This window comes from Rickettsiales bacterium Ac37b (assembly GCA_000746585.2).
Taxonomy (GTDB): Bacteria; Pseudomonadota; Alphaproteobacteria; order Rickettsiales; family Arcanibacteraceae; genus Ac37b.
Genome location: CP009217.2, coordinates 1,643,944 through 1,670,427 on the forward strand (window position 1 = coordinate 1,643,944; position 26,484 = coordinate 1,670,427).

Sequence of the window (26,484 nt, forward strand, 5' to 3'; positions counted from 1 at the left end):
ATGAAAAACGAATTATTATCAGTAATTATTTTTTTGCCTTTATTAGGTGCTGTTCTATTATTTTTGTTAAGAGGAATAACGAATAAATTATCTTATATAATAGCTATGGTAACATCTATAGTTACCCTATGTTTAAATATATTATTATTTTCTGGTTTTAATCATAAAATTAGTGGCCTCCAATTTGAAACCAACGCAATATGGATAAGAGCACTTAATTTATATTATCATATTGGGATTGATGGGATTTCTTTTTTCTTTGTATTATTAACTACTATCCTTATACCTATTTGTATATTAAGCAGTATAAATTCTATAAAATCTAGAGTGAAAGAATATTTAATAGCCTTTCTATTATTAGAGTGTTCGGTAATTGGGGTATTTTGTGCACTTGATTTAATGCTATTTTTTATCTTTTTTGAAGTGATGCTTATCCCGATGTTTTTAATTATAGGTATTTGGGGTGGAGAGAATAAAATTTATGCTACGTTTAAATTTTTTCTTTACACAATGTTTGGCTCAGTGTTACTTCTTGTGGCTATTATTTATTTATACACTGAATTTGGCAGTTTTAGTGTTTTAAAATTAACTAAACTTACTTCTACTTTACCGTTTATAGTGCAGCAATGGTTATGGGTTGCTTTTTTCATAGCATTTGCTATTAAAATTCCTATGTGGCCATTTCATACATGGCTGCCAGATGCCCATGTGCAAGCACCTACTGCTGGTTCAGTTATACTAGCTGGTATATTATTGAAAATAGGGGGATATGGTTTATTAAGATTTTCTCTACCATTATTTACTGAAGCTAGCAAATATTTTGCTTATTATGTATTTATTTTAAGCTATATAGCAATTATTTATGCTTCTTTGGTAGCATTAATGCAGCAAGATATGAAAAAGCTTATAGCATATTCATCAATTGCTCATATGGGTTTTGTTACTATGGGAATTTTTACTTTTGAACAAAAAGGCATAGAAGGAGCAATAGTTCAAATGATAAGCCATGGTTTAATATCATCAGCTTTATTTTTATGTGTAGGTATGCTTTATGATAGAATGCATACTAAGGAAATTAGTAAATTTGGTGGTGTGGCAATACGAATGCCAGTGTATGCTACCTTTCTTATGTTTTTTACAATGGCTTCTATAGGGTTACCAGGAACTAGTGGATTTATTGGTGAATTTTTAGTTATGCTTAGCGTATATGAGGTAGATAAATTATCTGCAGTACTTGCAGCCCTTGGCATAATATTAGGTGCTGCCTATATGTTATGGCTATATAAAAGAGTTATATTAGGTGAGATAGCTAATCAGGAAGTACGTAGTTTGGTGGATATAAATTGTAAAGAAATATTGATACTTACGCCATTATTAATATTGATATTAATAATTGGTGTTTATCCTAAAGTGATTACTTCTATGCTGGGTAGCTCAGTGATTTATTTGATAAAGAATTTATATTAGTGGGTTTTAAAATGTATCAATTGATATTTAATGGATTTATTAAGCCAATTGTACCAGAATTGATAATGATTATTACTTCTGTAGGATGTTTATTAATTTCTCTTTTTAGAAAAAATATTAAAAATACAAAATGGCAAGCAACTTTAATAATACTCGCTATATTAGCCGCTTTACTATGTCTACGATCATCTTTTTATCATAGTTCGGTTATAGCTTTTGATAAAATGTTTATGTCTGATTTATATGTAGCATTTTCTAAAGGTTTAATATTGATATCCTCTATTATCTTTTTTGTGATTTATCTCAATCAGCATCAAGCTGGAAAATTTATGACTGATAAATATGAATTTTCAGTGATAGTTGTATTTTCAATTATTGGTATGATGATTATGCTATCTGCTAATGATTTGCTAATAATGTATTTGGGTATAGAATTACAAAGTTTATGTCTATATGTATTAGCTGCTTTTAATAGGGACCAAGAAAGTTCTGTTGAAGCTGGTATTAAATATTTTATACTAGGTGCTCTTGCCTCTGGATTATTGTTATATGGTATATCATTAATTTATGGATTTAGTGGGAATACTAACTTTACTACATTATCAAAATTATATTTAATCAATACAGGAGAAACTAATATTCCTATAGGGATATTAATAGGGGTAATTTTGATTACCATAGGTTTAGCTTTTAAAATTGCTGCTGTGCCTTTTCATATGTGGGCTCCAGATGTATATGAAGGTGCTCCTATAATTGTTACTACATTTTTTGCAACTGTACCTAAGTTAGCTTCGGCTTTATTTTTAATAAAATTTTTAGTCAAAGTATGTGCAATATGGGTAGAATATTGGCAACAGATTTTAATGTTTTTTGCTATTGCTTCGATGATTATAGGGACGCTTGGTGCTCTGTATCAACATAATATAAAAAGGTTATTTGCATATAGCTCTATAAGTCACATAGGTTATATATTATTAGGTATCTCATTAGCTAATATTAATGGAATACACTCTTCTTTAATGTATTTAATAATTTATGTAGTTATGAATTTAGGAGTATTTGCATGTATCGTATATTTAAGAAAAGAAGGTATAGTGCAGGAAAATATTAAGGAATGGTCTGGTCTTGCGTCTAAAAATCCATTACTAGCTTTTTCTTTACTAGTGTTGATGTTTTCACAGGCTGGTATACCTCCTATAGCAGGTTTTTTTGCAAAGTTTTATATTTTTACAGCGGTTATTAAAGAAGGTTATTATTTACTTGCTATAATAGCAGCTGTTACTAGTGTAATATCAGCATATTATTATTTACGTATAGTAAAAATAATGTATTTTGAAGTACCAAATGGATATACATATAGAGAATTTTTACCTGAGGGTATGTTTATTATATTTTTAATTATACTGTTTAATATATTGTTTTTTTTAATAGCTAAACCTTTATTACTAGTTACTTTGGATATTACAAGAGCATTGATCTTATGATATATCAATCTGTAAGCCAATGGTATAAACATTATAATCTTCTTATTTTTGATGAAATAGATAGTACTAGTGCTGAAGCTAGGCGTCTAATAGAGGCAGATGTAGATGGAGAATTTGTAATATGGGCAAAATCTCAAACATCTGGTAAAGGTAAAGTTGGTAGGTATTGGCATTCTCCTCAAGGAAATTTATATTTGTCTATGTTGCTTAAACCTATGATTGAGGCTCAATATGCTTCTCAACTTTCTTATGTAGTTGCGCTTGCCGTAGGAGATGCTATTAAAAGTTTTATATCTGTAGACGATCAAGTTAAATATAAATGGCCAAATGATATATTTCTGAATGGCAAAAAATGTGCTGGGATTCTTTTAGAATCGGGTACTAAAGTAAATAATAATATACTAGATTTTTTAATTATAGGAATAGGTATTAATGTTTCTGAGTATCCACCTAATATTAATCCGAATTATGATGCTACAAGCCTTCAGGCAGAAAATATAGTATGTGAATTACATACATTACTTGATCAAGTAATGAAAAACTTTTTATATTGGATTTCCGTCTGGAGAAAGGATGGTTTTAATAAAATAGGGCATAAGTGGTTAGAAAATTCTATGGAATTTGGTAAGGTGATTACTGTATCTATAGGGCAGGATAGGGTTTCTGGTATATTTGATAAATTAACTGATAATGGATGTATAAGATTAATATTAGCTGGTGGTCAAGAATGTTTTGTGTCATCAGGTGAAGTATTATATGGCGCATTAGATTATTGCGTATAAAAATGGAGGAAATTAGCTTTGTTATTAGCAATAGATGTTGGAAATACTAATATAGTATTTGCTGTATTTGATCAAGAAGAGATGGTTGGTAAGTGGCGTATGGCTACAGTACGTGGTAAGACTTCGGATGAATATATGGTGTTTATAATACAAATGTTATCTATTACGAAATTAGATTATAATCAGATTAATAGTGTAATTATTGCTACTGTTGTTCCTAACTTATTATTTGATTTAAAAAATTTATGTAAGGATTATTTTAGGTGCAAGCCATTAATAGTGCATGGTAATAGTCTGAATCTAAATATAAAATTAACGCAGGAAAAACCTCATGAAGTCGGGGCTGACCTTATTGCAAATGCTGTAGCTGGATATAAAAATTTTGGTGGTGATATAATAATTATTGATTTTGGTACTGCTACCACTTTTCAGGTTATTGATGATGTTGGTAATTATGTAGGAGTGGTAATTGCGCCAGGTGTTGAGTTAATTTCTAATTCTTTAAGTTTAGAAACAGCAAAGCTTCCAAAAATTTCTATTGAAACACCTGAGAAAGTTATAGGTAATACAACTGTAGTAGCAATGCAATCTGGTATTTATTGGGGATATGTAGGTTTAATTGAAAAGATAATTAATAAAATTGAGCAAGAATATACTCAAGAATTAAAAATAATTGCAACTGGAGGAATGGCTTCTTTGTTTAAGAATTCCATAATGAAATTAGAATATTTAGAACCAGACTTAACAATGTATGGTCTAATGTATATATATTATATGAATAAGAGTAAATAGCGTATGGACTTAAATAATTATAAAAATGACCTATTATTTGTACCTTTAGGTGGCTCTGGAGAAATTGGATTAAATTTAAATTTGTATTTTTACCAAGGTAAATGGCTAATGATAGATATGGGTGCAGGGTTTGCTGATGATACTTTACCTGGTATTGATATGATTACGCCTGATATAAGTTTTATAGTAAAGCATAAGAAAGATTTATTAGGGATAGTATTAACCCATATACATGAAGACCATCTTGGAGGGATACAATATTTATGGGACGAACTGAGGTGTCCTATATTTGCCACTAAGTTTACAGCTAATTTTCTTCGTACTAAATTAATTGGAGTGAAGTTTAGAGATGAGATAAAAATTCATGAAGTAGAATGTGGTGGTAAAATTAATATATCCCCATTTACTCTTGAATTAGTGCCTTTAACGCATTCTGCTCCGGAAATGCAAGCTATTGTAATACGTACAGCATTAGGTAATATATTTCATACAGGTGATTGGAAGTTTGATCATCAGCCTTTAATAGGGCAAGTAAACGATGAGAATTTACTAAAACAGTATGGAGAAGATGGGATTTTAGCTTTAATTGGTGATTCTACGAATGTTTTTAATCCAGGAATATCTGGGTCTGAAGGAGATTTAAGAGATAGTCTTACTGATTTAATAGCTAAATGTAAAAATTTAGTAGCTGTTACAACTTTTGCCTCAAATGTAGCGAGAATTGAAACGATTATAAAAGCGGCAGAGGCGAGTAGACGTAAAGTAGTGATTGCAGGTACAAGCTTAAAGAGAGTCATTAAGATTGCGATGGAAAGCGGATATCTCAATGATATAGAACCACCTCTTGAAGAAAAAGATATTGGTAAATACCCTCGTCACAAATTATTAGTATTATGTACAGGGTGTCAGGGTGAACCTCTTGCGGCCACCAATAAAATTGCTTTTAATACACATCCTCATATTAAATTTTCTGTAGGTGATACTATCATTTTTTCTTCTAAAATTATTCCAGGGAACGAAAAAAAGATTTTTAAATTATTTAATCAATTTGTCAAAGCAGGGGTGGAAGTATTAACTGAAAAAGATCATTTTGTGCATGTATCTGGACATCCAGCATGTGATGAATTAAAACGTATGTATGAATTAATTAGGCCACAAATTGCTATTCCAGTGCATGGTGAATTAATGCATATGCATGAACATGCTAAACTAGCTAAAATTTGGGGAGTAAAGCAGTCTATACAAGTAGAAAATGGTGATGTAATAAAATTAGCACCGAATATTGCGGAGAAAGTAGCTAAAGTACAGGCCGGATATCTTGCTATAGATGGTAATTACTTATTACCAATTAACTCACCGATAATGCAAATGCGTCGTAAAATACAAAAAGATGGTGTAATCGTAGTTGTAATTTTAGTAGATCAATATGGTAATTTGATGGCAAGGCCAATTGTTACAGCACCAGGTTTATTGGATAGTAATGAAGATAAGGATTTGTTATTAGAAATTTCTGAAGAGATTGAATATGTTTTGGAGGATTATAGTAAAAATACTAATGTTAATACTATAAAAGTTAAGAAAAAGCATATACTAAATAAAGAATTATTAACTAATAAAATAAGAGAAGTAATTAGAACATTTATTAGAAGGGAAGTTGGAAAAAAGCCTCCAATTGAAATATATATAGAAAAATGTATATAAAATTTAGGTTAAAGGAGTGATTGTGATTAGGTTGATAGGTATAAATACTACATGATTTTTATTATTAAAATACTAAATATAAATAATATTAAACTAGAATTAAGAGCCGATTATGAGCAGAGAAACTAACCCTATTACCAATAAAGAAGCATTAGATTTTCATTCTAATGGTAAGCCTGGCAAGATATCTATATCACCTATAAAACCGTTAATTACTCAGCGTGATTTATCTTTGGCATATTCTCCAGGTGTTGCAGTTCCATGCATTGAAATTAAAAATGATCCTACTAAGGCATATGATTATACTGCAAAGGGCAATTTTGTGGCGGTTATTTCTAATGGAACAGCTGTACTGGGGTTAGGAAATTTGGGTGCACTTGCCTCTAAACCAGTTATGGAAGGAAAAGCTGTATTATTTAAAAGATTTGCTGATATTGATTCTATTGACATAGAAGTTGATACTACTGATCCTGAGCAATTTGTGAATGCTATACGTTATTTATCTCCAAGTTGGGGAGGAATTAATTTAGAAGATATAAAAGCGCCAGAGTGCTTTATTATAGAAGATAAATTGCGTGAGTTAATGGATATACCTGTATTTCATGATGATCAACATGGTACGGCTATTATTACTCTAGCAGGATTAATGAACGCTGTACATTTGACTGGTAGGGAATTTCAGGAAATACAAATCGTAGTAAATGGAGCTGGTGCTGCAGGTATTGCATGTATAGAGCTTATTAAAGCTTATGGTGTGCCTCACGATAATATTATTTTATGTGATACGAAAGGTGTAGTATATGAGGGCAGAACAGATGGTATGAATCAATGGAAATCGGCACATGCAGTTAAAACTGAGGTGCGTACTTTAGGAGAAGCATTGAAAGGTGCTGATGTATTTATAGGATTATCTGTAAAAGGTGCGGTTACTCAAGATATGGTTAGAAGTATGAATGATAAACCTATTATTTTTGCTATGGCTAATCCCGATCCTGAAATTACTCCTGAAGAGATAAAAGAGGTACGTAGTGATGCTATCATTGCTACAGGTCGCTCTGATTATAATAATCAAATTAATAATGTTATGGGTTTCCCTTATATATTTAGGGGAGCATTAGATGTTAGAGCTTCTACCATTAACGAATCTATGAAAATTGCAGCTGCTGAGAGTATAGCAGCTCTTGCGAGAGAGCATGTACCAGATGAAGTATTTGCTGCATATTCAGGTAAAAAGATGCTATATGGTCCTGAGTATATAATTCCGGTGCCTTTCGATACAAGATTAATTACAACTGTACCCCCAGCAGTGGCTCAAGCTGCTATGGATAGTGGGGTAGCTAGATTACCCATTCAAGATATGATGAGTTATAAAAGAGAGTTAGGTGCAAGGCTTAATCCTACTGCTAATAGTATGAATATGATTTATGACAGGGTAAGTAATAATAAAAAAAGGATTATTTTTGCAGAAGGTGAAGAAGAGCAAATAATTAGAGCAGCGCTTTTATGGCGTGATAATGGTTATGGCACACCTATATTAATAGGGCGTGAAAGACGTATACGTGAGGCTTTAGTCAATATAGCCGCTAATATTAGTCTTGAAGGTATTGAAATAAAGAATGCAGCAAACTGTGATAAAGTTAATTATTATACAGATTTTATGTATAAAAAATTGCAAAGGAAAGGTTATTTGCATAGAGATTGTATGCGTCTAGTTAAGAATGATCGTAACATTTTTGCTGCCTGTATGCTTGCATGTGGTGATGGTGATGCCTTAATTACTGGTTTAACCAGAGGTTATACCACATCTCTTGAAGAGGTATCAAAAATTATTGCAACAAAGGCTAAATCTATGGTTTTTGCTGTTTCGGTTATGGTGGCTCAAGGTAGGACAATTTTTATATCAGATACAACTGTAAATGAAATTCCAACAGCAGAAGAATTGGCGCATATAGCGGTACAAACTGCAGCTATGGCCCGTCGTATGGGACATGAGCCAAGGGTAGCATTGCTTTCATTCTCAAATTTTGGTAATCCATTAAAAGAACGTGCTAAACGAGTCAGGGATGCTGTAGAAATTTTGGATAAAATGGATTTAGATTTTGAATATGATGGTGAAATGTCTGTTGATGTTGCCCTTAATCCTGAATTGTTAAAGTTATATCCGTTTTCTAGGTTAACTAAACCTGCAAATATACTAATTATGCCTGCTTTACATTCTGCTAATATATCATCGAAGTTATTACAAGAATTAGGTGGAGGGGCAATGCTAGGTCCTATATTAACAGGTTTAGAATATTCGGTACAAATTATACCTATGGGATCAACTGTATCAGATATTTTAAATTTGGCTGCATTTGCTGCCATTGCCGCTATTAATGAGGATGAAAATAAAAAATATAAATTTTCTGACTAATGTAAAAAACTATTAAATAGAGATTTTAGTCTATTGACAAAAATTGATTTAATAGTTATTTGTTATGCTTTATTTAAAAGGTTTTTAAGGAAGGTTTTAAATGCCAAATCATCAATCAGCTAAGAAAGCTATGCGTCATAGCGAGAAAAGAATAAAAATTAATCGTGCTCGTAAAAGTAAAATACATACTTTTATAAAGAAGGTTGAAACTGCTATTACTGATGGTAATAAAGATGTAGCTCATGATTTATTTATTAAAGCTCAGTCTGAAATTATGCGTGGAGTAACTAAAGGAATTTTAAGTTTAAATACAGCCTCTAGAAGAATTAGTAAATTATCAAAGCAAGTTAAAGCTATAGCTTAATGGATCAAAACATTAAGAAAAAGCTTCTATATAGAAGCAAGCATAGAGGGTGTAAAGAGATGGATTTATTATTGGGTGGCTTTGCATCCCGTAATATTGGTTCATTAGATAGTTATGGTATTATTGAATATGACGAGTTATTATCTGAAGATGATAGTGATATTTTTAATTGGATAATAGGGCGTCAAAAAGTGCCATTAAGGTTAGAAAATAATAAAATTTTGCATTTATTAATAGAATTTCAAACAAGAAAAAGACCTTATATCTAATTAGGTATATAGGTAATTTTGTAGAAATTAGTATAGCAAGGAATTTAGGGATAGAGGAGTAAAAATGTTATCATTTATATCATGTGCTATAGCTGAGGAAGCTAATCAAATATCAGCTTCGAATATATTACAGCAAAGTAATTTATCAAGCTTACTACCGTTTATTTTAATTTTCTGTATTTTCTATTTTATCTTAATACGTCCTCAAGTCAAAAAGCAGAAAGAGCACGTATCTATGCTTGATTCATTGAAAAAAGGTGAAAAGGTGGTGACTACTGGCGGCATTGTCGGGCATGTATCAAAAATAGAAGATAAGATAGTATATATAGAAGTTGCTCCTGAAATTAAAATTAAATTTATAAAATCAGCTATCAGTGAAATTTTAGATCGCGAAAAAGATACTAAGGTATTAAAGGAAAAAATTAAAGAACTCAAAGAAGAGCAACAAAATAATTCATAAGTTGATGAAATATTAGCCTTAATATATTAAGGCTAATAGCTATTTTATCTCAAGGAAAAAATTCTTATTATTTTTCTCATTTTCTATAATATTTTTATTAGAGATAAATTAAATGTTATATAACATATTAAATTAAGCTGCTGTGTATATAGTTTTTTAATGAATTATAGTGAATTAACTTGTATTAAGGAATAGTATCTATTATAAAACTCAATTTAATTACAAAATATGAAAAGCAATGCCTCTAAAAGCTTACAGTAAAGATTTACTAGAAAGAGTAATATCTCAATAAAATCAGGTAACACTCAAAAATCAGCGGCAGAAATTTTTAGAGTTAGTGCAGCTAGCGTAAGTAGATGGTGTTCTAGACATACCAGAGAAGGTACCGTTGATGAGAAACCACGAGGCGGGAGTAAAGGTAAAATAGTATATGTAGATGAAAGTGGGATTGATTTATCAATCACAAAAGAAAAAGGTTGGTCAAAGATAGGTAAAGTAATTTCTGATAAGAAAAGTGGTATAGTTTTTTGATTTGAAGTAGCATATGCGTCACTCTTAGCTAACCTAACAAAAGTAGGTTTTGCTCATCATTCGTATATGCTAATCCAACTGAAAAAACTTATATGTTGAAGTAATGTAAGATCAGATAGTCAGAAAGAAGTATAGTATATAAAATAGATATGCTATAAAGGAGTATGATAATCCAGTTACTGATCGATCAGTAACTGGATTGCTTTAGGATATGGTCGTTTAAAAAGCAGAGCTTTTATGCTCGTTCTATAGTCTGACCACCTTCAGCTTAATGCAATTTCGAACCATTGATTGATCTTCGTAATGATCGCATATAAGGGAGATTTTAGCATGAACAATAATAACATTGCAATAGCTATTGATATTTCTAAGCACTTTCTTGATCTATATCATAGCCAGACTAAAAAAATTAAACGCTTTGCTAATAATCAAGATGGTATTAAGATTATAATAAAGGAGCTCTCTTTAATCAAAGATAACATATTTTCTATAATTTTAGAACCTTCTGGTGGATACGAAAAAATGATATTAGCTGCTTTATTTAAATATCAATTTCCTACCTCTTTAGTATAAGCATATAAAATTAGATCTTTTGCCAGAGCTAAAGGAATATTAGCTAAAACTGATAATCTTGATGCAAAAGTTATGGCTGAATATGCTCTAGCTTGTTCTCCTAGACTAACTGAAAGTAAAACAAACTCTCAACTAGAGCTTGCTGGCTTAGTCAAAAGAAGAGAAGAGCTGGTGAAGATCATTGCTGCAGAAAATAATAGGCTTGAAAAGCAGCCTGCTACTAGTGTTGCTAATAATATTAAAAAGCACCTATCTTATCTAAAAGAAAATATAAAAGAGATAGAGCAAGATATAGAATCATTGTTCAAAAATGATATAGATCTTAGCAAAATTAGAGAACTTATCACCAAAAATAAAGGCATAGGTAAAGTTACGGCAGCTATTTTGATTAGCTCTTTACCTGAACTTGGTAAGTTAAATAAATATCAAATTGCCAAATTAGCTGGTTTAGCTCCGATCAATAGAGATAGCGGTATGTTTAAAGGAAAAAGATCTATTACAGGTGGTAGAAAAATTGTACGATCTGCTTTATACATGGCAACTCTTGCTGCTATCAGATTTAATCAAACTATTAGAGAATTTTCTCTAGATTAAAAGCAAAAGGTAAATCAAGCAAACTAGCCATTACTGCCTGTATGCGCAAGCTGTTAGTCATTATCAATGCTCAAACTTACAGGCAACTTAAGGGGCTAATTACTTTCTGAGCTTTTTTTATTCAACACCATTGACTATATTTATAAAAAATCATGGATAGGTTAATAATTCCAATCAATACAATTTATTATGTAGCCAGTATTGTTACTGCAGGTTGGATAGTTATCAGCTTCCATTTGGCATATATTAAAGCACTCAGCATTATGTACATCTCTCAATTTTTCTACTTCCGGAGTTATATACGTTATCCAAAATTCTTCAAGTGGGCGAAAATATTCCATGACTTCAGAATTTATTTGAAGCACTTTTAATTCAGGATATCTCACAATTAATTCTCTATCATAGTCTTCAATATCTCTGTTTACTATTAAATCTACAACTCTTCCCAAAAGTATGAGCTCATCTTCAGAAAAGCTTCGGTTTAAATTTGTTTTAGCATATTCATATAAATGCTCAATCATATTTCCAACGTTAAGCTCGGAGTTTGTAGAGTGGTTTAGATATTTATTATAAGCAATATTAACATCTTCCTTGTTTGGAAAAAATTTATAATATTTATACGTTAAACATAACTCAAAAATATCTAGCAGGCTATTTTGTTTTAAATATTGAGCAATATCATATACATGATTATTATAAATTTCGGATTCAGATAAGTTTATCCTAAGAAAATCATGAGCAATATTTACTAAAAAATCTTTAAAGGCTTTATGATATATGTTTTGAATTTCATAGTTATCTATAGAAAAGGGATTGCTATCATTTTCAAACATTAAATCAAAAAATGCATGGGCAATTTCATGAATAAATGTTGAAATTTCTGCTTTTGAGTCTGAAAGAGTGGAGGTTAAAATCCCCTTGTAATCTTCATATCCTGAATAAATTTGATATTTACTATTTCCTAATATAATCAATTTTAAATTAGTTGCATCTAAAGCATATTTAATACTGAGGCTATCCAAAATATCTTTAATAATTAGAGAAATATTGTATGCATTATTATAAATTTCTCTAAGAGACGAACTCTCAATTTCTGAATAAGTATGTGAAAGTAATAAATCTACTACACCAGAACATAAAGAAACCTGATTGATTGATTTAAATGTTAATAACTTTAATACGTTTGCTTCATATTCTATTTCTTCTAACTCTAAAATTTCATTTTCTAAATCTTTTGTAATCATTTTTTACTATATTTATTAATTAATTGATAAATATTAAATAAAGTCAAGAAATAATTAAAAGTAAAAAGAAATGAAAATAATTATTACAAGAAATCTAAGGAAAAATCAGAGATCGATAATTTTTTTGTGGGATAGCTCAGATTTTTAAACTATTCAGGAAAGCAATATGTCTACAAGTCCCTATAGTAAAGATTTACGTAAAAAAGTAGTAGAATTTATTCAAGCAGGCATAGTCAAACAAGAAGCTTGTAAAATATTTAAATTAAATAAATCGACGATGGATCAGAAATTCTCTTAATCACTTTGATAATATTTTTGATTTTTTACACTATTTCTTTGTCTTACGCTAATTCAAATCAATATATGGATTAGTATTTATTCTATAAAAACATAGTAAAAAATCAAAGAATTATAAGGTTAGCTACAAATGAAAAAGTACTCTCTTAAAAAGAGAGTACTTTTTATATGAAGAGGTAAGATTAAAAATCCATATCACCCATTGGAGCACCACCCATTCCACCAGCAGCAGGTTTGTTACCGCCTTCATCTGGTTTATCAGCAATTAATGCTTCAGTTGTAATTAATAAAGAAGCAACAGAAGCTGCATCTTGTAAAGCTGTGCGTACAACCTTTGTAGGGTCAATAATGCCAGTTTTAATCATGTCTACATATTCTAGTTTTTGTGCATCAAAACCAAATTTATCATCTTTGCTTTCTGTAAGTTTACCAACTACAATAGCACCATCAATACCAGAATTATGAACAATTTGACGTAGAGGAGCTTGTAAAGCACGTTTTACAATATTGATACCAGCTTTAATATCATCATTATCTGCTTTTAATGTTTCAAGCACTCGTGCAGCATAGAATAAAGTTATACCACCACCTGGTACAATACCTTCTTGTACAGCAGCTCTTGTTGCATTTAAAGCATCATCAACACGATCTTTACGTTCTTTTACTTCAACTTCAGTAGCTCCGCCAACTTTTAATACTGCAACACCACCAGCTAATTTAGCAAGACGCTCTTGTAATTTTTCTTTATCATAATCAGAAGAAGTTTCCTCGATATGAGCTTTGATTTGACTGCAACGAGCATCAATATCAACTTTATTACCAGCACCATCAACGATCGTGGTATTTTCTTTTGAAATTGAGATGCGTTTAGCTTTCCCAAGCATATTTAAGGTTACACTCTCTAATTTTATGCCTAGCTCATCACTAATAACTTGACCTCCAGTTAAAATAGCTATGTCTTCTAACATCGCTTTACGACGATCACCAAAGCCAGGAGCTTTAACAGCTGCAACTTTTAAACCGCCTCTTAATTTATTTACAACTAAAGTAGCAAGAGCTTCACCTTCTACATCTTCAGCTATAATAAGTAAAGGACGTCCAGATTGTACTACAGCTTCAAGTAAAGGCAACATTTGTTGTAAACCAGAAAGTTTCTTATCAAATAATAAAATATAAGGATTATCAAGCTCTACAATCATTTTTTCAGCATTAGTTACAAAATATGGAGAAAGATAACCACGATCAAAATCCATACCATCTGTAAATTCTACATCAAATCCTAAGCTTTTATTTTCTTCAACAGTGATAACTCCTTCATTACCAACTTTTTTCATAGCTTCTGCTATTTTAACACCAACTTCCTTATCACCATTTGCAGAGATAGTTCCGACTTGTGCTATTTCTTCTTGTGAAGAGATTTTTTTACTTTTCTTTTGTACTTCTTCAATAACAGCTGCAACAGCTATATCAATACCACGCTTTAAATCCATAGGATTCATACCAGCTGCTACATATTTATTACCTTCTTTAGCAATAGCTTGCGCAAGTACAGTAGCTGTAGTAGTACCATCACCAGCTATATCAGCTGTTTTGCTAGCCACAGATTTAATAAACTGAGCGCCTAGATTTTGTAATTTATTGCTTAGATCAATAGATTTTGCAACTTTTACACCATCTTTAGTAATTTCAGGTGCACCAAAAGATTTTTCAATTACAACATTACGACCACGTGGACCTAATGTAACTTTTACAGTATCAGCTACTACGTCTACCCCTTGTAGCATCAACTCACGTGCTTTTGTACTATATTCAACTTGTTTGGCTGTAGCCATATCAAAGCTCCTTTCTTATAGTTTTAAAATTATTTTTTAGAATCTACGATACCCATAATATCTGATTCTTTCATAATAAGTAGGTTTGTACCGTCAATCTTTACTTCTGTACCCGCCCATTTTCCAAAAATTATTATATCACCTACTTTAACATCTAAAGGATGTATTTTACCGGAATCATCACGAGTTCCAGGCCCAACTGCTACAACTTCAGCTTGCATTGGTTTTTCTTTAGCAGTATCTGGGATGATAATACCACCAACAGTTTTTTCTTCTTGTTCGGTAACTTTTACTGCAACACGGTCACCGAGTGGCTTGAATGACACCATTTAACCCTCCAATCTTTATTAAATATTGTGACTATTAAGTCGTTTATTCTCAACTATAAAATATACTTAAAGCTTAAGCTTTTTATTTTCCGAGACAGAAACTATATAAGTACGTAGATGTGAACTGTCAAGATTGTTTACAACAATTTTTATTATTATCATACAAAAATCTGAATTTTTAGAGAAAAAATTTCTAATCAAGGTAATAAAATCAAATTAGGATAAAGTAGATACCTATCTTTGGGGGTAATAATTTTTTTGTTTAGTATTCTTATATTCATATATTACTGAGTATCTAATTTTAGCTATCTATAAAAAATAAAACCTCATAAACCTTGTTTGTATATATATAGTAAATTAAGTTGTATTTGATGAGGAGCGATAAGCTAAGCCTACAAATAGTAGCAAAGCTTTGAGCTATAGCAAAGGCAATTTAAAATAATACGAGGCGTGAGGCAGAAAGCGTAGAAATACTATTGTAGGCAACGAACAACAAAGCAATATTTAAATTGCCACAGCTATCACCGAGTCCCAGATTCAAATCAATTGACTATAGCATATAGAATTTTACTATAAATTTTATACAATAATAAAAAATACATATTGTAAATTTATAGAGCAATTTTAAAATTATTGTATAGTTTTTGTAGCTTCCTTAGCAGATAGGAATGATGAGCGAAACCTACTTTGTATTAGGTTAGTGGAGAAGAACGCATATGCTAATTGAAATCAAGAAACTATAGTATTTTAATTTGAAGAATAGGATAGTATTATGAAAAATAGCAACAATAATATGAAGTTTGAAGAAGGCGTTAAAGAATGGAAAAATATAGAGCACGAAAACTTTAGAAAAAAAGTTATAAAAACCTATAAAAATATACCATCACCATTACGAAATTTTGTCCATGATATGATAGATACAATATTCTTTTTACCAATTGGAGAGAAGTATCGTGATTACCTCCATTATGCGGCTATCAATATTTTTAATGTTGCAGAGCGTAATAGACATATATCTTTAACTATGATAGGTGGCTCAATTGCAGCTATGATCTTTCAACAAGGTATAGAAAAATTATTTACTATGACTGGAACTATAATTACAGAAGCATTTAGTATAATTGGTGCAATAGTTACGGTAACTGGTGAAGGGCTGGGATCCATTTATGCATTACCATTAGTTGGCTTAATGGGAGCTCTAGGCGGATATGCAGTTGCTTCAAAAATTGCTAATGGCTGTGTTTATGATCCTGTGTTGGAAAAACAATATAAAGATTCTTTAGGTATAATAGAACCTGTTTTAAATGTTGCTCAAAATATAGCAAATAATTTAAATATTGGAATAACTAAGGAAAAAGATTTACAAACTAGCCATGTTCGGAGATTGATAGAAGAGCGTAATGGGCAAGCAAAAGATCAATGTATAATATCCTAATTATAATTTAATATTAATTAGGCGTAAATAGTAATTCATGTTGTATATTATATTTTTCATGGGAAAATATATGTTGTACAGCTAAGTATTTATGCAAATCTATGATTATAGGTGCTCGTAAATTTACTGTGATTTTAGGAGTAGTAGAGTTACTATTATAATATATAGAAGTGATTAAACATATTACCATATTTTCTATTTCAATAGAAAGGAGTTTAGAGCATGCTATAATATCATTATGATCAATTAATTCTAGGTTATCTAAAGGATAGACAATAAATGCTAATTTTTCATTTTCAATAGATTGTAGTACTTTAAATGGTTCAAATTTTTTGTTAGGTAAGTGTGCTAAACAGAATTTTTTGTCGATAATACCAGGTAATCCCGTTGGAAATAATATAGTCTTATCTAAATTGATTTTAATAATACCGAATCTACTCTGGATAAATTTTATATTATTTCCTAACATTTCATGAATAGTATTAGTATCTTCGATGATAGATGCAGGACATTTCATAATTTTTATACTCCAAATAATTTAACTCGCCTAGATATTTACTTTAAATAGTCTACAAGAGATAAATGAGAAGATTTATTTAGTAAGCTATAACTTGAGGTTAAAGCTGCTATATCATTATTAATTTCAATCATAGTAGAAGGTATATCTGTATAAACCATATCATTGATAACTTTATTGTAATAGAAAGTTAGATCTTTATTGGTTTTTTCTATATTTTCCAAATTTTTCATTTGATTGCCAAGTGTGGAAACTAGATTGTTTATATCTAGAGTTGCCTGGTCAAGCATATCACTGGCTTGGTGTCTGGTAGCTATATCATCTTCTTGATCACCTTTAATAGCAGTATGGAGGGCACCTATTAAAGTTTGAAATGCTTGATCATTTGCTTTAACGCCATATTCAATATTTAAGGAATCACTAGCTTGTATATTAAGAGTAAAATTATCTCCAATGTAATAATTAGCTGAAATCTTATCACCAATAATATTGGAAATGTTAATTATGTCTCCTACAGCAGTAGTGTTAGTGCTACCTCCGGCAAATAAGTGTTCATTTCCAAGTGAAATATTCAAATTATCTCTAATTAATGCTAAATTGGATCTAATGTCTTGTTCAAGATGCATAGCTGGTGCATTAACACTTTCTCTTTGCGTTAATAATGCTTTAGTATTTTGTGCAATCTTTTCTATATTACTTAAAGCCTTATGCATGGTATTAAGTTTTTTCATGATAGTGCCATTATTATTGGTATAATCTGATAATTTGCTTATGTTAGTTTGTAATTCCATGAATATATTAGCTTGTTCTTTATCTGACAATTGCGCATAATTATTAGAGTGCTTAGTACTACTGACAGCTAATTGTTTTTCTGTATAATCATTTTGCAGGTTAATAAAATTTTGAATCATATTTTGCATTACAAAATTTGAACCTATAGAATCTGTGCTCATAATTTATACTCCTTTATTTAAAATAATAAGAATTATCTAAGAAGATTAAGTAAATAACTATCCAGCTCCTGTGATAGCTTAATCATCATTGATGAGGCATTATAAACTTTTACCTGTTTTATAGTATCTGCTAGTTGTTCATCTAAGTTTACACCACTACCTGATAAAAGCTTATTTAAATAACCTTTATAAGATATTTCTTCATTTTTTAGATTATTTGTATTCTTTGCAGCATAGCTCGAATTCACAGTAATAATATTTTCAATATATGTACTAAAATTTACTGTGGTACTAGTTAAGTTACCAGCTGGTAAAAAATTTATACGATTATTTTTTAACTCTGATAACTCTGCTATAGTTTGGTTAGTACTTACACTTAATTGATAGGTCCAAGGTATAACCTCTACTACTTGGTTGATATTACTACCTCCTAGTAAAGTACCAATAGGCATGTTACTAGATGTTTCATTATTAAGACTGGCTGTAATTGTAGCAAAATTTGCTGAAATCATGAAGCTATTGCCAATTTCTCCAGCTGATTTAAAAGTAATACGTAATGTATTGTTTCCCTCTTGTTCATAAACAGCATTATTTACAGTACCTGCAGTATAAATATTTTCAGCATTTAATATTTGAGTGATATTATTTAAAGTATCAGCTAAAGTGGCTCCTACTTCAATAGTGTTATTTGAGCTTATGGTATCAAAGGTAAAAGTTTGTCCATTAATTGTGATAGTATCATTAATAGCAGGGTTACCATTAAAAATTAAAGTTGCTTCTGCTTTTTCATAACCTTGAAGTTGTGTTTCCATTCTAGCAGGAGTTGGTATTAATCTGCCCACAGATAATAAATCTGGAGTCTTAATAATATCCTTACGAATAGCAAGATTAATAGCGCTGTTATGAACAGCAGAGTGGTTATTATTTTTATTCATTTCTGGGTTACGTATAAAAAAATCATTAAGTTCAAAGAAACCAGAAAAACCCTTATTACTTGCGAAATTAGTACGAGTGCCTTGGATTATACCTAATTCTTGGCTTGTTAATTCACTAATAGATAAGTGGTATCCAGCACCCAGGGTTTTAATTTGTAAAAAACCAGGCATGTTATTATCTGTAATTTCATTACCTTCACTATCTACTAAAGTTGCATAAGCAAAACCTTGTGTGGTGCCGGCTGGTATAATTTGAGCAGAACCAGATAAAACATTACTTGCAACGTATCTAGAGTTTTCAATATCAGGGTTTGCTGGAGTATCATCTATAATAAAGCTTACATTTGCCACCGAAGAGTTTCCATTTGCATCTTGTACTTCCAGTGCTACATTTATAGTATAAGGTCCTCCTGCGCCTCCAGCAAAATCTACTGTAATTGGATGAGAAGTACGTTTTATATCCCCTGCATTTATTAAAGAATATCCTGGTAAAGTGCTTGTAAGTCCTGCACATCCAGGATCAGTTACTGTAACTGCTAACACTTTAAAACTAGAGTCAAGTTGGCTGTTGTTGTCTAATTCAAAATCAAATGTAAACTGACCATTAGGAGTTGTACTAAGGTTATTATAGGCAACCATTTTTATATCATCCAAATTACCTAATTCTAATCGATTATTGATCTGTTTGTGGTAAAAATATTGGTTAATTTCTTCGATGATAGTTTTAGAAGAAATTTCTCCATCTATTGTATCACTTCTTATATGAGATAAATTAAGGGTAAGTGGTTTTAGAGGTGTAGTATCAGCTTTTTCTAAAGGTAGGCCTTCATTATTGACTAAGCCTATCATCACCTCTCCATCCCATTTATGGGTTTCATTTAATGTGAGGGGTCTTGTGCCTGTAAGTTCTTTAGCTGCTTTAAAACTGCTACCATCATTATGGATTTTATTATATTCTTGAGCAAAAACATAAGCTAGATTATCTAATTCATCCAAGAATTTTGGTATTATAGTGTCACGCATTTCTAATAAGGATTTTATTTTACCAGATTTAATACTAGTTTCAACAGTACTAGCTTGACCACCTAATTCACCATAACCGCTTGACACTAAAATTACTGGTTCTGAGTTTTTCTGTCTATTACCGTTAGAGTCAGTTGCGGTTATGGTCACAGGGCTCATGATATTATTATTTATAAAAGCTTCCTTTGCAATAGTGGGGCTATAATTAAGGCTATAAGAAGAAATATCTAAAAGAGCTTTACCTTCTGCCGCATTTACGGCTACCGCTCCAGACTTATTGTAATAGGTATAAATATCTAAATGTTCTGCTAGATTTCTAAGTAACGTATCTCTCTGTTCTAGAATGCTGGTATTGTCAGCACCTATATTATTTAAATTATTTAAAGCATCATTACAGTGAGCCAACTCTTTTAATATATTATTAATACTATTTACGCTATTATAAATTTCTTTATCTGCTGTATGGCGTAATTCTTGTAAATTCTGTGCTAAACTAGAAAGGTTATTAGCAAAAGTTTCACCCTGTTGTACAACAGTTAAATGTAACGAAGTTTGATTAGGTGAAGTGGTTAACGAGCTTAATGCCGAAAAAAATTGATTCATTGTAGCAGTTAGCGTATTTTCTTGATCAGGCTTTCCAACCATAAGTTGGATTTGCTCATAATATTGATTAAGAGTTTTTAAACTAGCTAAAGATGAACCTTCATCTCTTACACTATCCATTAACAGTTGATCAATATCTCTAGTAATACCAGAGATTTTTACTCCTTGGACGTTATTAGATATAATTAAAGCTTCTTGCTTGACAGAGCGTTTCGAATAATTTTTGGTATTAACATTGGCTATATTATTTGAAATGACTTCTAGAGATTTTTTTGCCGTATCAATACTAGCAAGAGAACTATTAATTAGAGTAGAAGACATAATAACTCCTATATTGAATTTTTTTCTATAAAAGAAATAGGTGATATTTCAAATATTTTATTATTGTAACAGCCACTTTTATCATAAGTGGCTTGTCTATTTGTATTTATAAGAATAATATTTTTAATTAATTCTGAAACTTTATAATTAATTGATAGAGAATATGACAATTTTTCCTTATTTTCTGACATTAATTTTTGTAATATTGTATTAATATTTTTAAGTTTTTTTAATAATTTTTTGTCTAATATTTCTTCCTTGTCATATTTTAGTAAGGACGATTTATATTGCTCAAACAATGTCATTAACTCTGTTTTTTCGTGTTGTAATCTTGCTATTGATTTAAATGTAAAATCTTCAAGCAATTCATTTTCTTTTTTTAAAAGTTTAACTAATTTCTTACTTATACTTATTAATTCTATAACTATGTTATCTAGGGTATGGATGCTTGTAAAAGAATTATTCATGGGTGTATGCCTCCTGTAACTTAAGAAGATCTTCTACTTTTTCTTTAATGCCTAAAGGAGTAGATTCAGCGATTATTTCACTATATTTATCAACTAATAAATCTTGGTATATTTTACCTGCACTACTATCTCCAAGAAAAGGATCTTTTGCTTGTTCAACAACAGGTTTAATTAACGCTGCTAAAAACACCATTTCAAACTCTTTAGCGACTTGTTCTATTTTATTATTTTGATTAGCGGTATGTAGCTTATTAGTATGCTCTAATATGCGCTTATTTGTTTCATTAGGAATATAGTTATAATTTATAGTTGTATCCATAATGTATTACCTGTTAAATTTTAATAGGCAAAAATTACCCATCTGGATAATTTTACCTAGTTTCTATACTCGCTTGCAGCGCTCCTGCTGCCTTAATATTTCCTAAAATAGTTATTAAATCGCGTGGCCCAACTCCTAAAGCGTTTAAGCCATCTACTACTTCCTGCAAGGTACTACCTTCTTCTAGCACAGCTAGCCCTTTCCCTGTTTGCTTAACATCTATTGTTGTATCGGTTACTACCACTGTTTGAGCGCTTGGAGGCGCAAAAGGCGGCGGCTGCGAAACATCAGGTTTCTGTTGAATAACAACCACTAAATTACCTTGAGAGATAGCCACAGGACTAATACGTACATTTTCACCCATAACTATAGTTCCCGAAGAACCATCTATTAATATTTTTGCCGGGTAATCAGGGATAATTTGGAGCTTTTCAATTTGTGATAATAATCCCATTACATTCTGCCGATAAATATTTGGTATTAAAAGTTCTACCGTGCCAGGATCAAGAGTTTTTGCTATATTTGATTGCATAGATTGATTGATGGTGGTGGCAATATCGGTAGCAGTTGAAATGTCAGGGTTTTTTAATGCAAGTTTAATTGAGGACATACTATTAAATTCAAAATTAACTTCTTTTTCAACTATAGCTCCATTTGGAATAAATCCATTAGTAACTGTATTTTTAGTGATAGTATTTCTTCCTCCGCCGGGAGTAGTGGCATCTGCAACAAACCCTCCTAGAGAAACTTGACCTTGTGAAACTGCATAAACTTCTCCATCTGCTCCAAGTAAAGGAGTAGCGAGTAATGTGCCACCTTGTAAACTTTTGGCATCACCGAGAGCACTTACGGAAACATCAATACGGTTGCCATGGCGTGCAAAGGGCGGCAGTATTGAGGTTACTGTAACTGCTGCGACATTTTTGGGCTTTAAATTTCCCATACCTTTAATATTAACACCTAGTTTTTCTAGAAAATCTACGAGTCCTTTTTGAGTAAAAACAGAGCTATTTAGATTATCGCCTGTACCACTTAATCCAACTACTAAGCCATATCCTACCAATATATTATCTCTTACGCCTTCTACATATACTATATCTTTAATACGCGTAGTAACAGCATAAGTTGGTATAGGTAATAAATACAAACTCAAAGTTAACATGATATTTATAAGTAATAATATTATATTTTTTTTCATAATTTTATACTACGCATATTTCGTGCCAAATTAGGATTTATTAATTTATAAAAATAGTTAATAATGTATTTATTTGTATATATAGATATACATTATGTAATATAGCAACAGTATAAAACTACAGTTAAAAAACTGTTTATTAATTATAAAAATTATACTAATTATACTGAATAAAATGCATATTGATGATTTTTAGCAATTTTATGGTATATGGGAATGAAAAAGGTAAGCTGGAATACCAAAAAAGGTATCATATGGTGACCAAGAGAGCAACTAAGTATGCAAGTTCAAATATTTTTGTTATAGTTTTTTTCATGGTATTATTATAATTATTTAAGGAATATATTGGTTTGTATGAATTATATAAATATATTAAAGAAGAGGTATATTTTTCCTTCATTAGTAGTGATTACGACATTATTGATTGCTGTGATTCCATTAGAATTGCCAAGTACTTACATTCATATAGTGTTTATGGATGTAATTGTGATTTTTTATTGGATTATTTACTATCCTAAAATATTTTCTCCGTTTGTTTTAATTATTATAGGTGTATTACATGATAGTTTATATGGGACAGTGATTGGTGTTACAACTATTTGCTATATTATAGTACAATATTTAATATTATCTCAGCGTAAGTTATTTATTACCCAGCCTTTTATAGTTATATGGTTAGTATTTAGTATGTTTAGTTTTGTATTTATTTTACTCAAAACGATATTAGTTTCATTAACTGTAGGTGAATTTGTAATAAACCGACATTTATTGTTTCAGTGGTTATTTATTAGTTTTGTTTATCCTATATTTCATATATTGTTTAATAGTATGTCCACTTTATTACCAAAGACCAGAATAAATGAATAAAGATGAATCTAATAAAGCAAAGCTATTTTCGAGGCGCTCATTTATAATGGGGATAGGCGGGGCTGGGCTCTTTTCTTTACTTGCTGGTAGGTTGTATTATTTACAAGTAATAAAAAATGACCAATATAAGACTTTATCTGAAAGTAATCGTATTAAATTTTTTTTGATACCCGCACTGCGTGGTAATATTCTTGATAGTTTTGGTGTGCCAATTGCGGTGAACAAAAATCATTATAGGGTTATTTTAGATAAAGAATATGGGGTTGACTATATCTCAATTGTACAAAAAATAAGTGATATATTAAAAATTGATCGCAGTGGTTACGAACAATTGTTAAAAAAAATTAAACAGGCGAGAAATAATACTCCGATATTATTACAAAATCTACTTACTTGGGAAGAAGTGGTTAAGCTTGAAGTACATGCAATTGAATTACCAAATGTGTATGTAGATGTAGGTACAGTACGTTTTTATAATTATAAATCTCTATTTGCGCACTTGGTAGGTTATACTGGTGCTCCATCAGAAAAAGAAGTTGCGGTTAATGCGCTGCTTAATCATCCAGATATTAAAGTTGGTAAGACAGGCATAGAGTTAACTATGAATTCTGAACTTTCGGGGGAACTTGGTGTAAAACGTATGGAGGTGAATGCATATGGTGTTAGAATACGTGAACTTTCTAGAGAAGAATCTAAATCTGGTCAAGACATTAATTTGACAATAGATGTAAGGTTGCAAGAAATTGTAGCTAGTAAGTTAGATTCTAAAGGTGCAATAGCTGTCTTGATGGATATTAATACAGGAGGAATATTAGCTATGGCTTCTACCCCTAGTTTTGATCCAAATCATTTTACTCAAGGACTATCCTCTAATTATTGGGATGGATTAATTAATGATCCTTATTTTCCATTAATTAATAAAGCTATATCTGTACAATATCCACCTGGATCTATATTTAAATTAGTAGTAGCTTTGGCTGCTTTAGAAGAGGGTATATCTTCAGAGATGTTTGTTAATTGTCCTGGTTATACCATGCTTGGGGAAAGAAAATTTCATTGCTGGAAAGATGGCGGACATGGTGATGTAAATATGCTGAGTGCAATAGCTGGGTCATGTAACTGTTATTTTTGGGCTATAGCTAGGCGTATAGGGATTGAAAAAATTTCTCAGATGGCTTATAAGCTTGGACTAGGCACAAAAACTGGTATAGAATTACCCAATGAATTTGTAGGGATTATTCCTAATCGTAAATGGAAGAAAAAGAAATACAAAAAAGATTGGCAGCTAGGAGATACATTAAATAGTGCAGTAGGGCAGGGATTTGTTTCAACTACCATATTACAATTAGCTGTAATGGTAGCTCGTATTGCTAGTGGCAAGGAAGTTAGGCCCTATTTGATTAATAATATAAATAATCAGGAAGTAATACCTAATTCATTTGGTAATTTAGATATTGATCCAAAAAATTTAACAATAGTACGTAAAGGTATGGAGGCGGTAGTAAATTTTCCGATAGGTGTTGCGTATTCGCATCGTATTTTAAATGAGAATCAAAGAATGGCTGGGAAAACTGGTACGTCTCAGGTAATATCCAAAAGATATGCTAATGATGATTTAAGTAAATTAAATGTAGCATGGTTCAATAGAAATCATGGTTTATTTGCTGGATATGCTCCTATAGAACAACCTAAATATGCTTGTGCAGTATTAGTTGAGCATGGGGGAGGGGGAGCACGCGCAGCTGCGCCAGTAGTAAAAGATATATTACTCGCAGTACAAAATTTATATGATATAGGTAAAATAACATAATGAAATTAATAGATGTCTTACCAGAAGTGCGAGGAATATATAGAGAAAATTTTGTTTTAGGTAAGAGCACGTGGTTTGGTGTTGGAGGTGCTTGCGATATATTTTTTAAACCAGAAGATATAGATGATTTAAAACATTTTTTAAAACATAAGCCTCAATCTATACCTATAACAGTGCTTGGACTTGCCTCAAATCTTCTAATACGTGATGGTGGTATTGAAGGTGTTGTAATAAAATTAGGAAGAAATTTTGCGAATATTAGTATAGAAAATAGTCAATTACACGTGGGTGCTGGCGCACTAGATTATAATGTAGCACTTTTTTGTAGAGAAGAAGGGTTAGCTGGGCTTGAATTTTTAATAGGTATACCTGGTACTATTGGTGGTGCTATTGCTATGAATGCTGGCGCGTATGGAAGGGATATATCTATGATGTTAGAAAAAGCAGAAGCTGTTGATGTAAATGGTATAGAACATACCTTATCTAATAAAGATATAGGATTTATATATAGAGGAAATAGCGTACCTAAAAACTGGATATTTACTAAAGCTATTTTTAAAATAATTAAAGGTGATAAACAAGAAATAGCTAGTGACATGGATAATATTAGTAAAAACAGAGCAGAAACTCAGCCAATTCGTAATAAAACTTCTGGAAGTACTTTTGTCAATCCTTTGCCTTTGAAGGCTTGGGAGTTAATTGATCAGGCGGGGTGCCGTAACTTACGTGTTGGTGGTGCAGTGGTATCTGATAAGCATTGTAATTTTATTATAAACGATAATAATGCTACAGCCCTAGATATAGAAAATCTTGGTAATGAAGTTAAGCAGAGAGTAAAAAATATAACTAATATAGATTTAGAATGGGAGGTAAAAGTTATTGGTAGGTATGAAAAATAACACTC

At 31.0% G+C, this 26,484-nt stretch carries 23 protein-coding genes and 1 pseudogene; 15 read left to right on the forward strand and 9 right to left on the reverse strand.

Annotated features, from left to right (window positions below; genetic code table 11):
- The 10 genes and pseudogenes from nuoM (at position 1) to NOVO_08180 (ending at position 11,501) form a co-directional block, all read left to right on the forward strand.
- On the forward strand, positions 1 to 1,467 hold the full coding sequence (gene nuoM, locus NOVO_08130; protein AIL65956.1) for an NADH-quinone oxidoreductase subunit M: 1,467 nt from the start codon (positions 1 to 3) through the stop codon (positions 1,465 to 1,467).
- An 11-nt stretch (positions 1,468 to 1,478) separates the two neighbouring features.
- Entirely contained in the window at positions 1,479 to 2,951 is a 1,473-nt protein-coding gene (nuoN, locus tag NOVO_08135) for an NADH-quinone oxidoreductase subunit N (protein AIL65957.1), read from the forward strand.
- The gene (birA, locus tag NOVO_08140) at positions 2,948 to 3,733 is read left to right on the forward strand and encodes a Bifunctional protein BirA (protein ID AIL65958.1); all 786 of its coding nucleotides are present in this window, start codon (positions 2,948 to 2,950) and stop codon (positions 3,731 to 3,733) included. The genes nuoN and birA overlap by 4 nt, the downstream gene beginning before the upstream one ends.
- A gap of 18 nt (positions 3,734 to 3,751) precedes the next feature.
- Entirely contained in the window at positions 3,752 to 4,525 is a 774-nt protein-coding gene (gene coaX, locus NOVO_08145) for a Type III pantothenate kinase (GenBank protein AIL65959.1), read from the forward strand.
- A 3-nt stretch (positions 4,526 to 4,528) separates the two neighbouring features.
- Positions 4,529 to 6,226, forward strand: a complete 1,698-nt coding sequence (locus tag NOVO_08150) for a Ribonuclease J 1 (GenBank protein AIL65960.1) — start codon at positions 4,529 to 4,531, stop codon at positions 6,224 to 6,226.
- A 112-nt stretch (positions 6,227 to 6,338) separates the two neighbouring features.
- A complete protein-coding gene (gene tme, locus NOVO_08155) occupies positions 6,339 to 8,639 on the forward strand; it encodes an NADP-dependent malic enzyme (GenBank protein AIL65961.1) in 2,301 nt (766 codons plus the stop codon).
- A 100-nt stretch (positions 8,640 to 8,739) separates the two neighbouring features.
- Entirely contained in the window at positions 8,740 to 9,003 is a 264-nt protein-coding gene (gene rpsT / locus NOVO_08160) for a Ribosomal protein S20 (protein AIL65962.1), read from the forward strand.
- Positions 9,003 to 9,272: a Flavinator of succinate dehydrogenase gene (locus NOVO_08165; GenBank protein ID AIL65963.2), complete on the forward strand. Its 270-nt coding sequence runs from the start codon at positions 9,003 to 9,005 to the stop codon at positions 9,270 to 9,272. The genes rpsT and NOVO_08165 overlap by 1 nt, the downstream gene beginning before the upstream one ends.
- Before the next feature lie 64 nt (positions 9,273 to 9,336).
- The gene (locus tag NOVO_08170; protein AIL65964.1) at positions 9,337 to 9,732 is read left to right on the forward strand and encodes a preprotein translocase subunit YajC; all 396 of its coding nucleotides are present in this window, start codon (positions 9,337 to 9,339) and stop codon (positions 9,730 to 9,732) included.
- Between the two features lie 861 nt (positions 9,733 to 10,593).
- Positions 10,594 to 11,501: pseudogene (locus NOVO_08180) on the forward strand (Transposase IS116/IS110/IS902 family protein; disrupted).
- A gap of 90 nt (positions 11,502 to 11,591) precedes the next feature.
- Here NOVO_08180 and NOVO_08185 read toward each other — a convergent pair.
- A complete protein-coding gene (locus NOVO_08185; protein AIL65965.1) occupies positions 11,592 to 12,674 on the reverse strand; it encodes a hypothetical protein in 1,083 nt (360 codons plus the stop codon).
- Positions 12,675 to 12,840: 166 nt separating this feature from the next.
- On the opposite strand from NOVO_08185, the gene NOVO_08190 reads away from it, so the two are divergent.
- Positions 12,841 to 12,972, forward strand: coding sequence for a hypothetical protein (locus NOVO_08190; GenBank protein ID AIL65966.1), 132 nt, complete (start codon positions 12,841 to 12,843; stop codon positions 12,970 to 12,972).
- A 181-nt stretch (positions 12,973 to 13,153) separates the two neighbouring features.
- Here NOVO_08190 and groEL read toward each other — a convergent pair whose 3' ends face one another.
- Positions 13,154 to 14,803: a molecular chaperone GroEL gene (gene groEL, locus NOVO_08195; protein AIL65967.1), complete on the reverse strand. Its 1,650-nt coding sequence runs from the start codon at positions 14,801 to 14,803 to the stop codon at positions 13,154 to 13,156.
- Positions 14,804 to 14,832: 29 nt separating this feature from the next.
- Positions 14,833 to 15,132, reverse strand: a complete 300-nt coding sequence (groES, locus tag NOVO_08200) for a molecular chaperone GroES (protein ID AIL65968.1) — start codon at positions 15,130 to 15,132, stop codon at positions 14,833 to 14,835.
- A 772-nt stretch (positions 15,133 to 15,904) separates the two neighbouring features.
- On the opposite strand from groES, the gene NOVO_08205 reads away from it, so the two are divergent.
- On the forward strand, positions 15,905 to 16,567 hold the full coding sequence (locus tag NOVO_08205; protein ID AIL65969.1) for a hypothetical protein: 663 nt from the start codon (positions 15,905 to 15,907) through the stop codon (positions 16,565 to 16,567).
- A gap of 13 nt (positions 16,568 to 16,580) precedes the next feature.
- On the opposite strand, the gene NOVO_08210 is transcribed toward NOVO_08205, so the two are convergent.
- Genes NOVO_08210 through flgI form a run of 6 tightly spaced genes read right to left on the reverse strand, consistent with a single transcriptional unit; the run spans position 16,581 to position 22,867 of the window.
- The gene (locus NOVO_08210) at positions 16,581 to 17,084 is read right to left on the reverse strand and encodes a flagellar assembly protein FliW (protein ID AIL65970.1); all 504 of its coding nucleotides are present in this window, start codon (positions 17,082 to 17,084) and stop codon (positions 16,581 to 16,583) included.
- A 38-nt stretch (positions 17,085 to 17,122) separates the two neighbouring features.
- Entirely contained in the window at positions 17,123 to 18,037 is a 915-nt protein-coding gene (locus NOVO_08215) for a flagellar hook-associated protein FlgL (GenBank protein ID AIL65971.1), read from the reverse strand.
- Positions 18,038 to 18,069: 32 nt separating this feature from the next.
- Positions 18,070 to 20,919, reverse strand: a complete 2,850-nt coding sequence (gene flgK / locus NOVO_08220) for a Flagellar hook-associated protein 1 (GenBank protein AIL65972.1) — start codon at positions 20,917 to 20,919, stop codon at positions 18,070 to 18,072.
- An 8-nt stretch (positions 20,920 to 20,927) separates the two neighbouring features.
- Positions 20,928 to 21,386 (reverse strand): hypothetical protein, encoded by a 459-nt coding sequence (locus tag NOVO_08225; protein ID AIL65973.1) that lies wholly within the window; start codon positions 21,384 to 21,386, stop codon positions 20,928 to 20,930.
- Positions 21,379 to 21,705, reverse strand: coding sequence for a Rod binding protein (locus NOVO_08230; protein ID AIL65974.1), 327 nt, complete (start codon positions 21,703 to 21,705; stop codon positions 21,379 to 21,381). The genes NOVO_08225 and NOVO_08230 overlap by 8 nt, the downstream gene beginning before the upstream one ends.
- A 52-nt stretch (positions 21,706 to 21,757) precedes the next feature.
- Positions 21,758 to 22,867 (reverse strand): Flagellar P-ring protein precursor, encoded by a 1,110-nt coding sequence (gene flgI, locus NOVO_08235; GenBank protein AIL65975.1) that lies wholly within the window; start codon positions 22,865 to 22,867, stop codon positions 21,758 to 21,760.
- A 390-nt stretch (positions 22,868 to 23,257) separates the two neighbouring features.
- On the opposite strand from flgI, the gene NOVO_08240 reads away from it, so the two are divergent.
- The 3 genes from NOVO_08240 to murB are packed head-to-tail and all read left to right on the forward strand — an operon-like array spanning position 23,258 to position 26,479.
- Positions 23,258 to 23,770 carry a hypothetical protein gene (locus tag NOVO_08240; protein AIL65976.1) on the forward strand — a complete coding sequence of 171 codons (513 nt, stop codon included), beginning with the start codon at positions 23,258 to 23,260 and terminating at the stop codon, positions 23,768 to 23,770.
- Positions 23,763 to 25,580 (forward strand): Peptidoglycan synthase FtsI precursor, encoded by a 1,818-nt coding sequence (ftsI, locus tag NOVO_08245; GenBank protein ID AIL65977.1) that lies wholly within the window; start codon positions 23,763 to 23,765, stop codon positions 25,578 to 25,580. The genes NOVO_08240 and ftsI overlap by 8 nt, the downstream gene beginning before the upstream one ends.
- Positions 25,580 to 26,479, forward strand: coding sequence for a UDP-N-acetylenolpyruvoylglucosamine reductase (murB, locus tag NOVO_08250; GenBank protein ID AIL65978.1), 900 nt, complete (start codon positions 25,580 to 25,582; stop codon positions 26,477 to 26,479). The genes ftsI and murB overlap by 1 nt, the downstream gene beginning before the upstream one ends.
- The last annotated feature ends 5 nt before the right edge of the window (positions 26,480 to 26,484 follow it).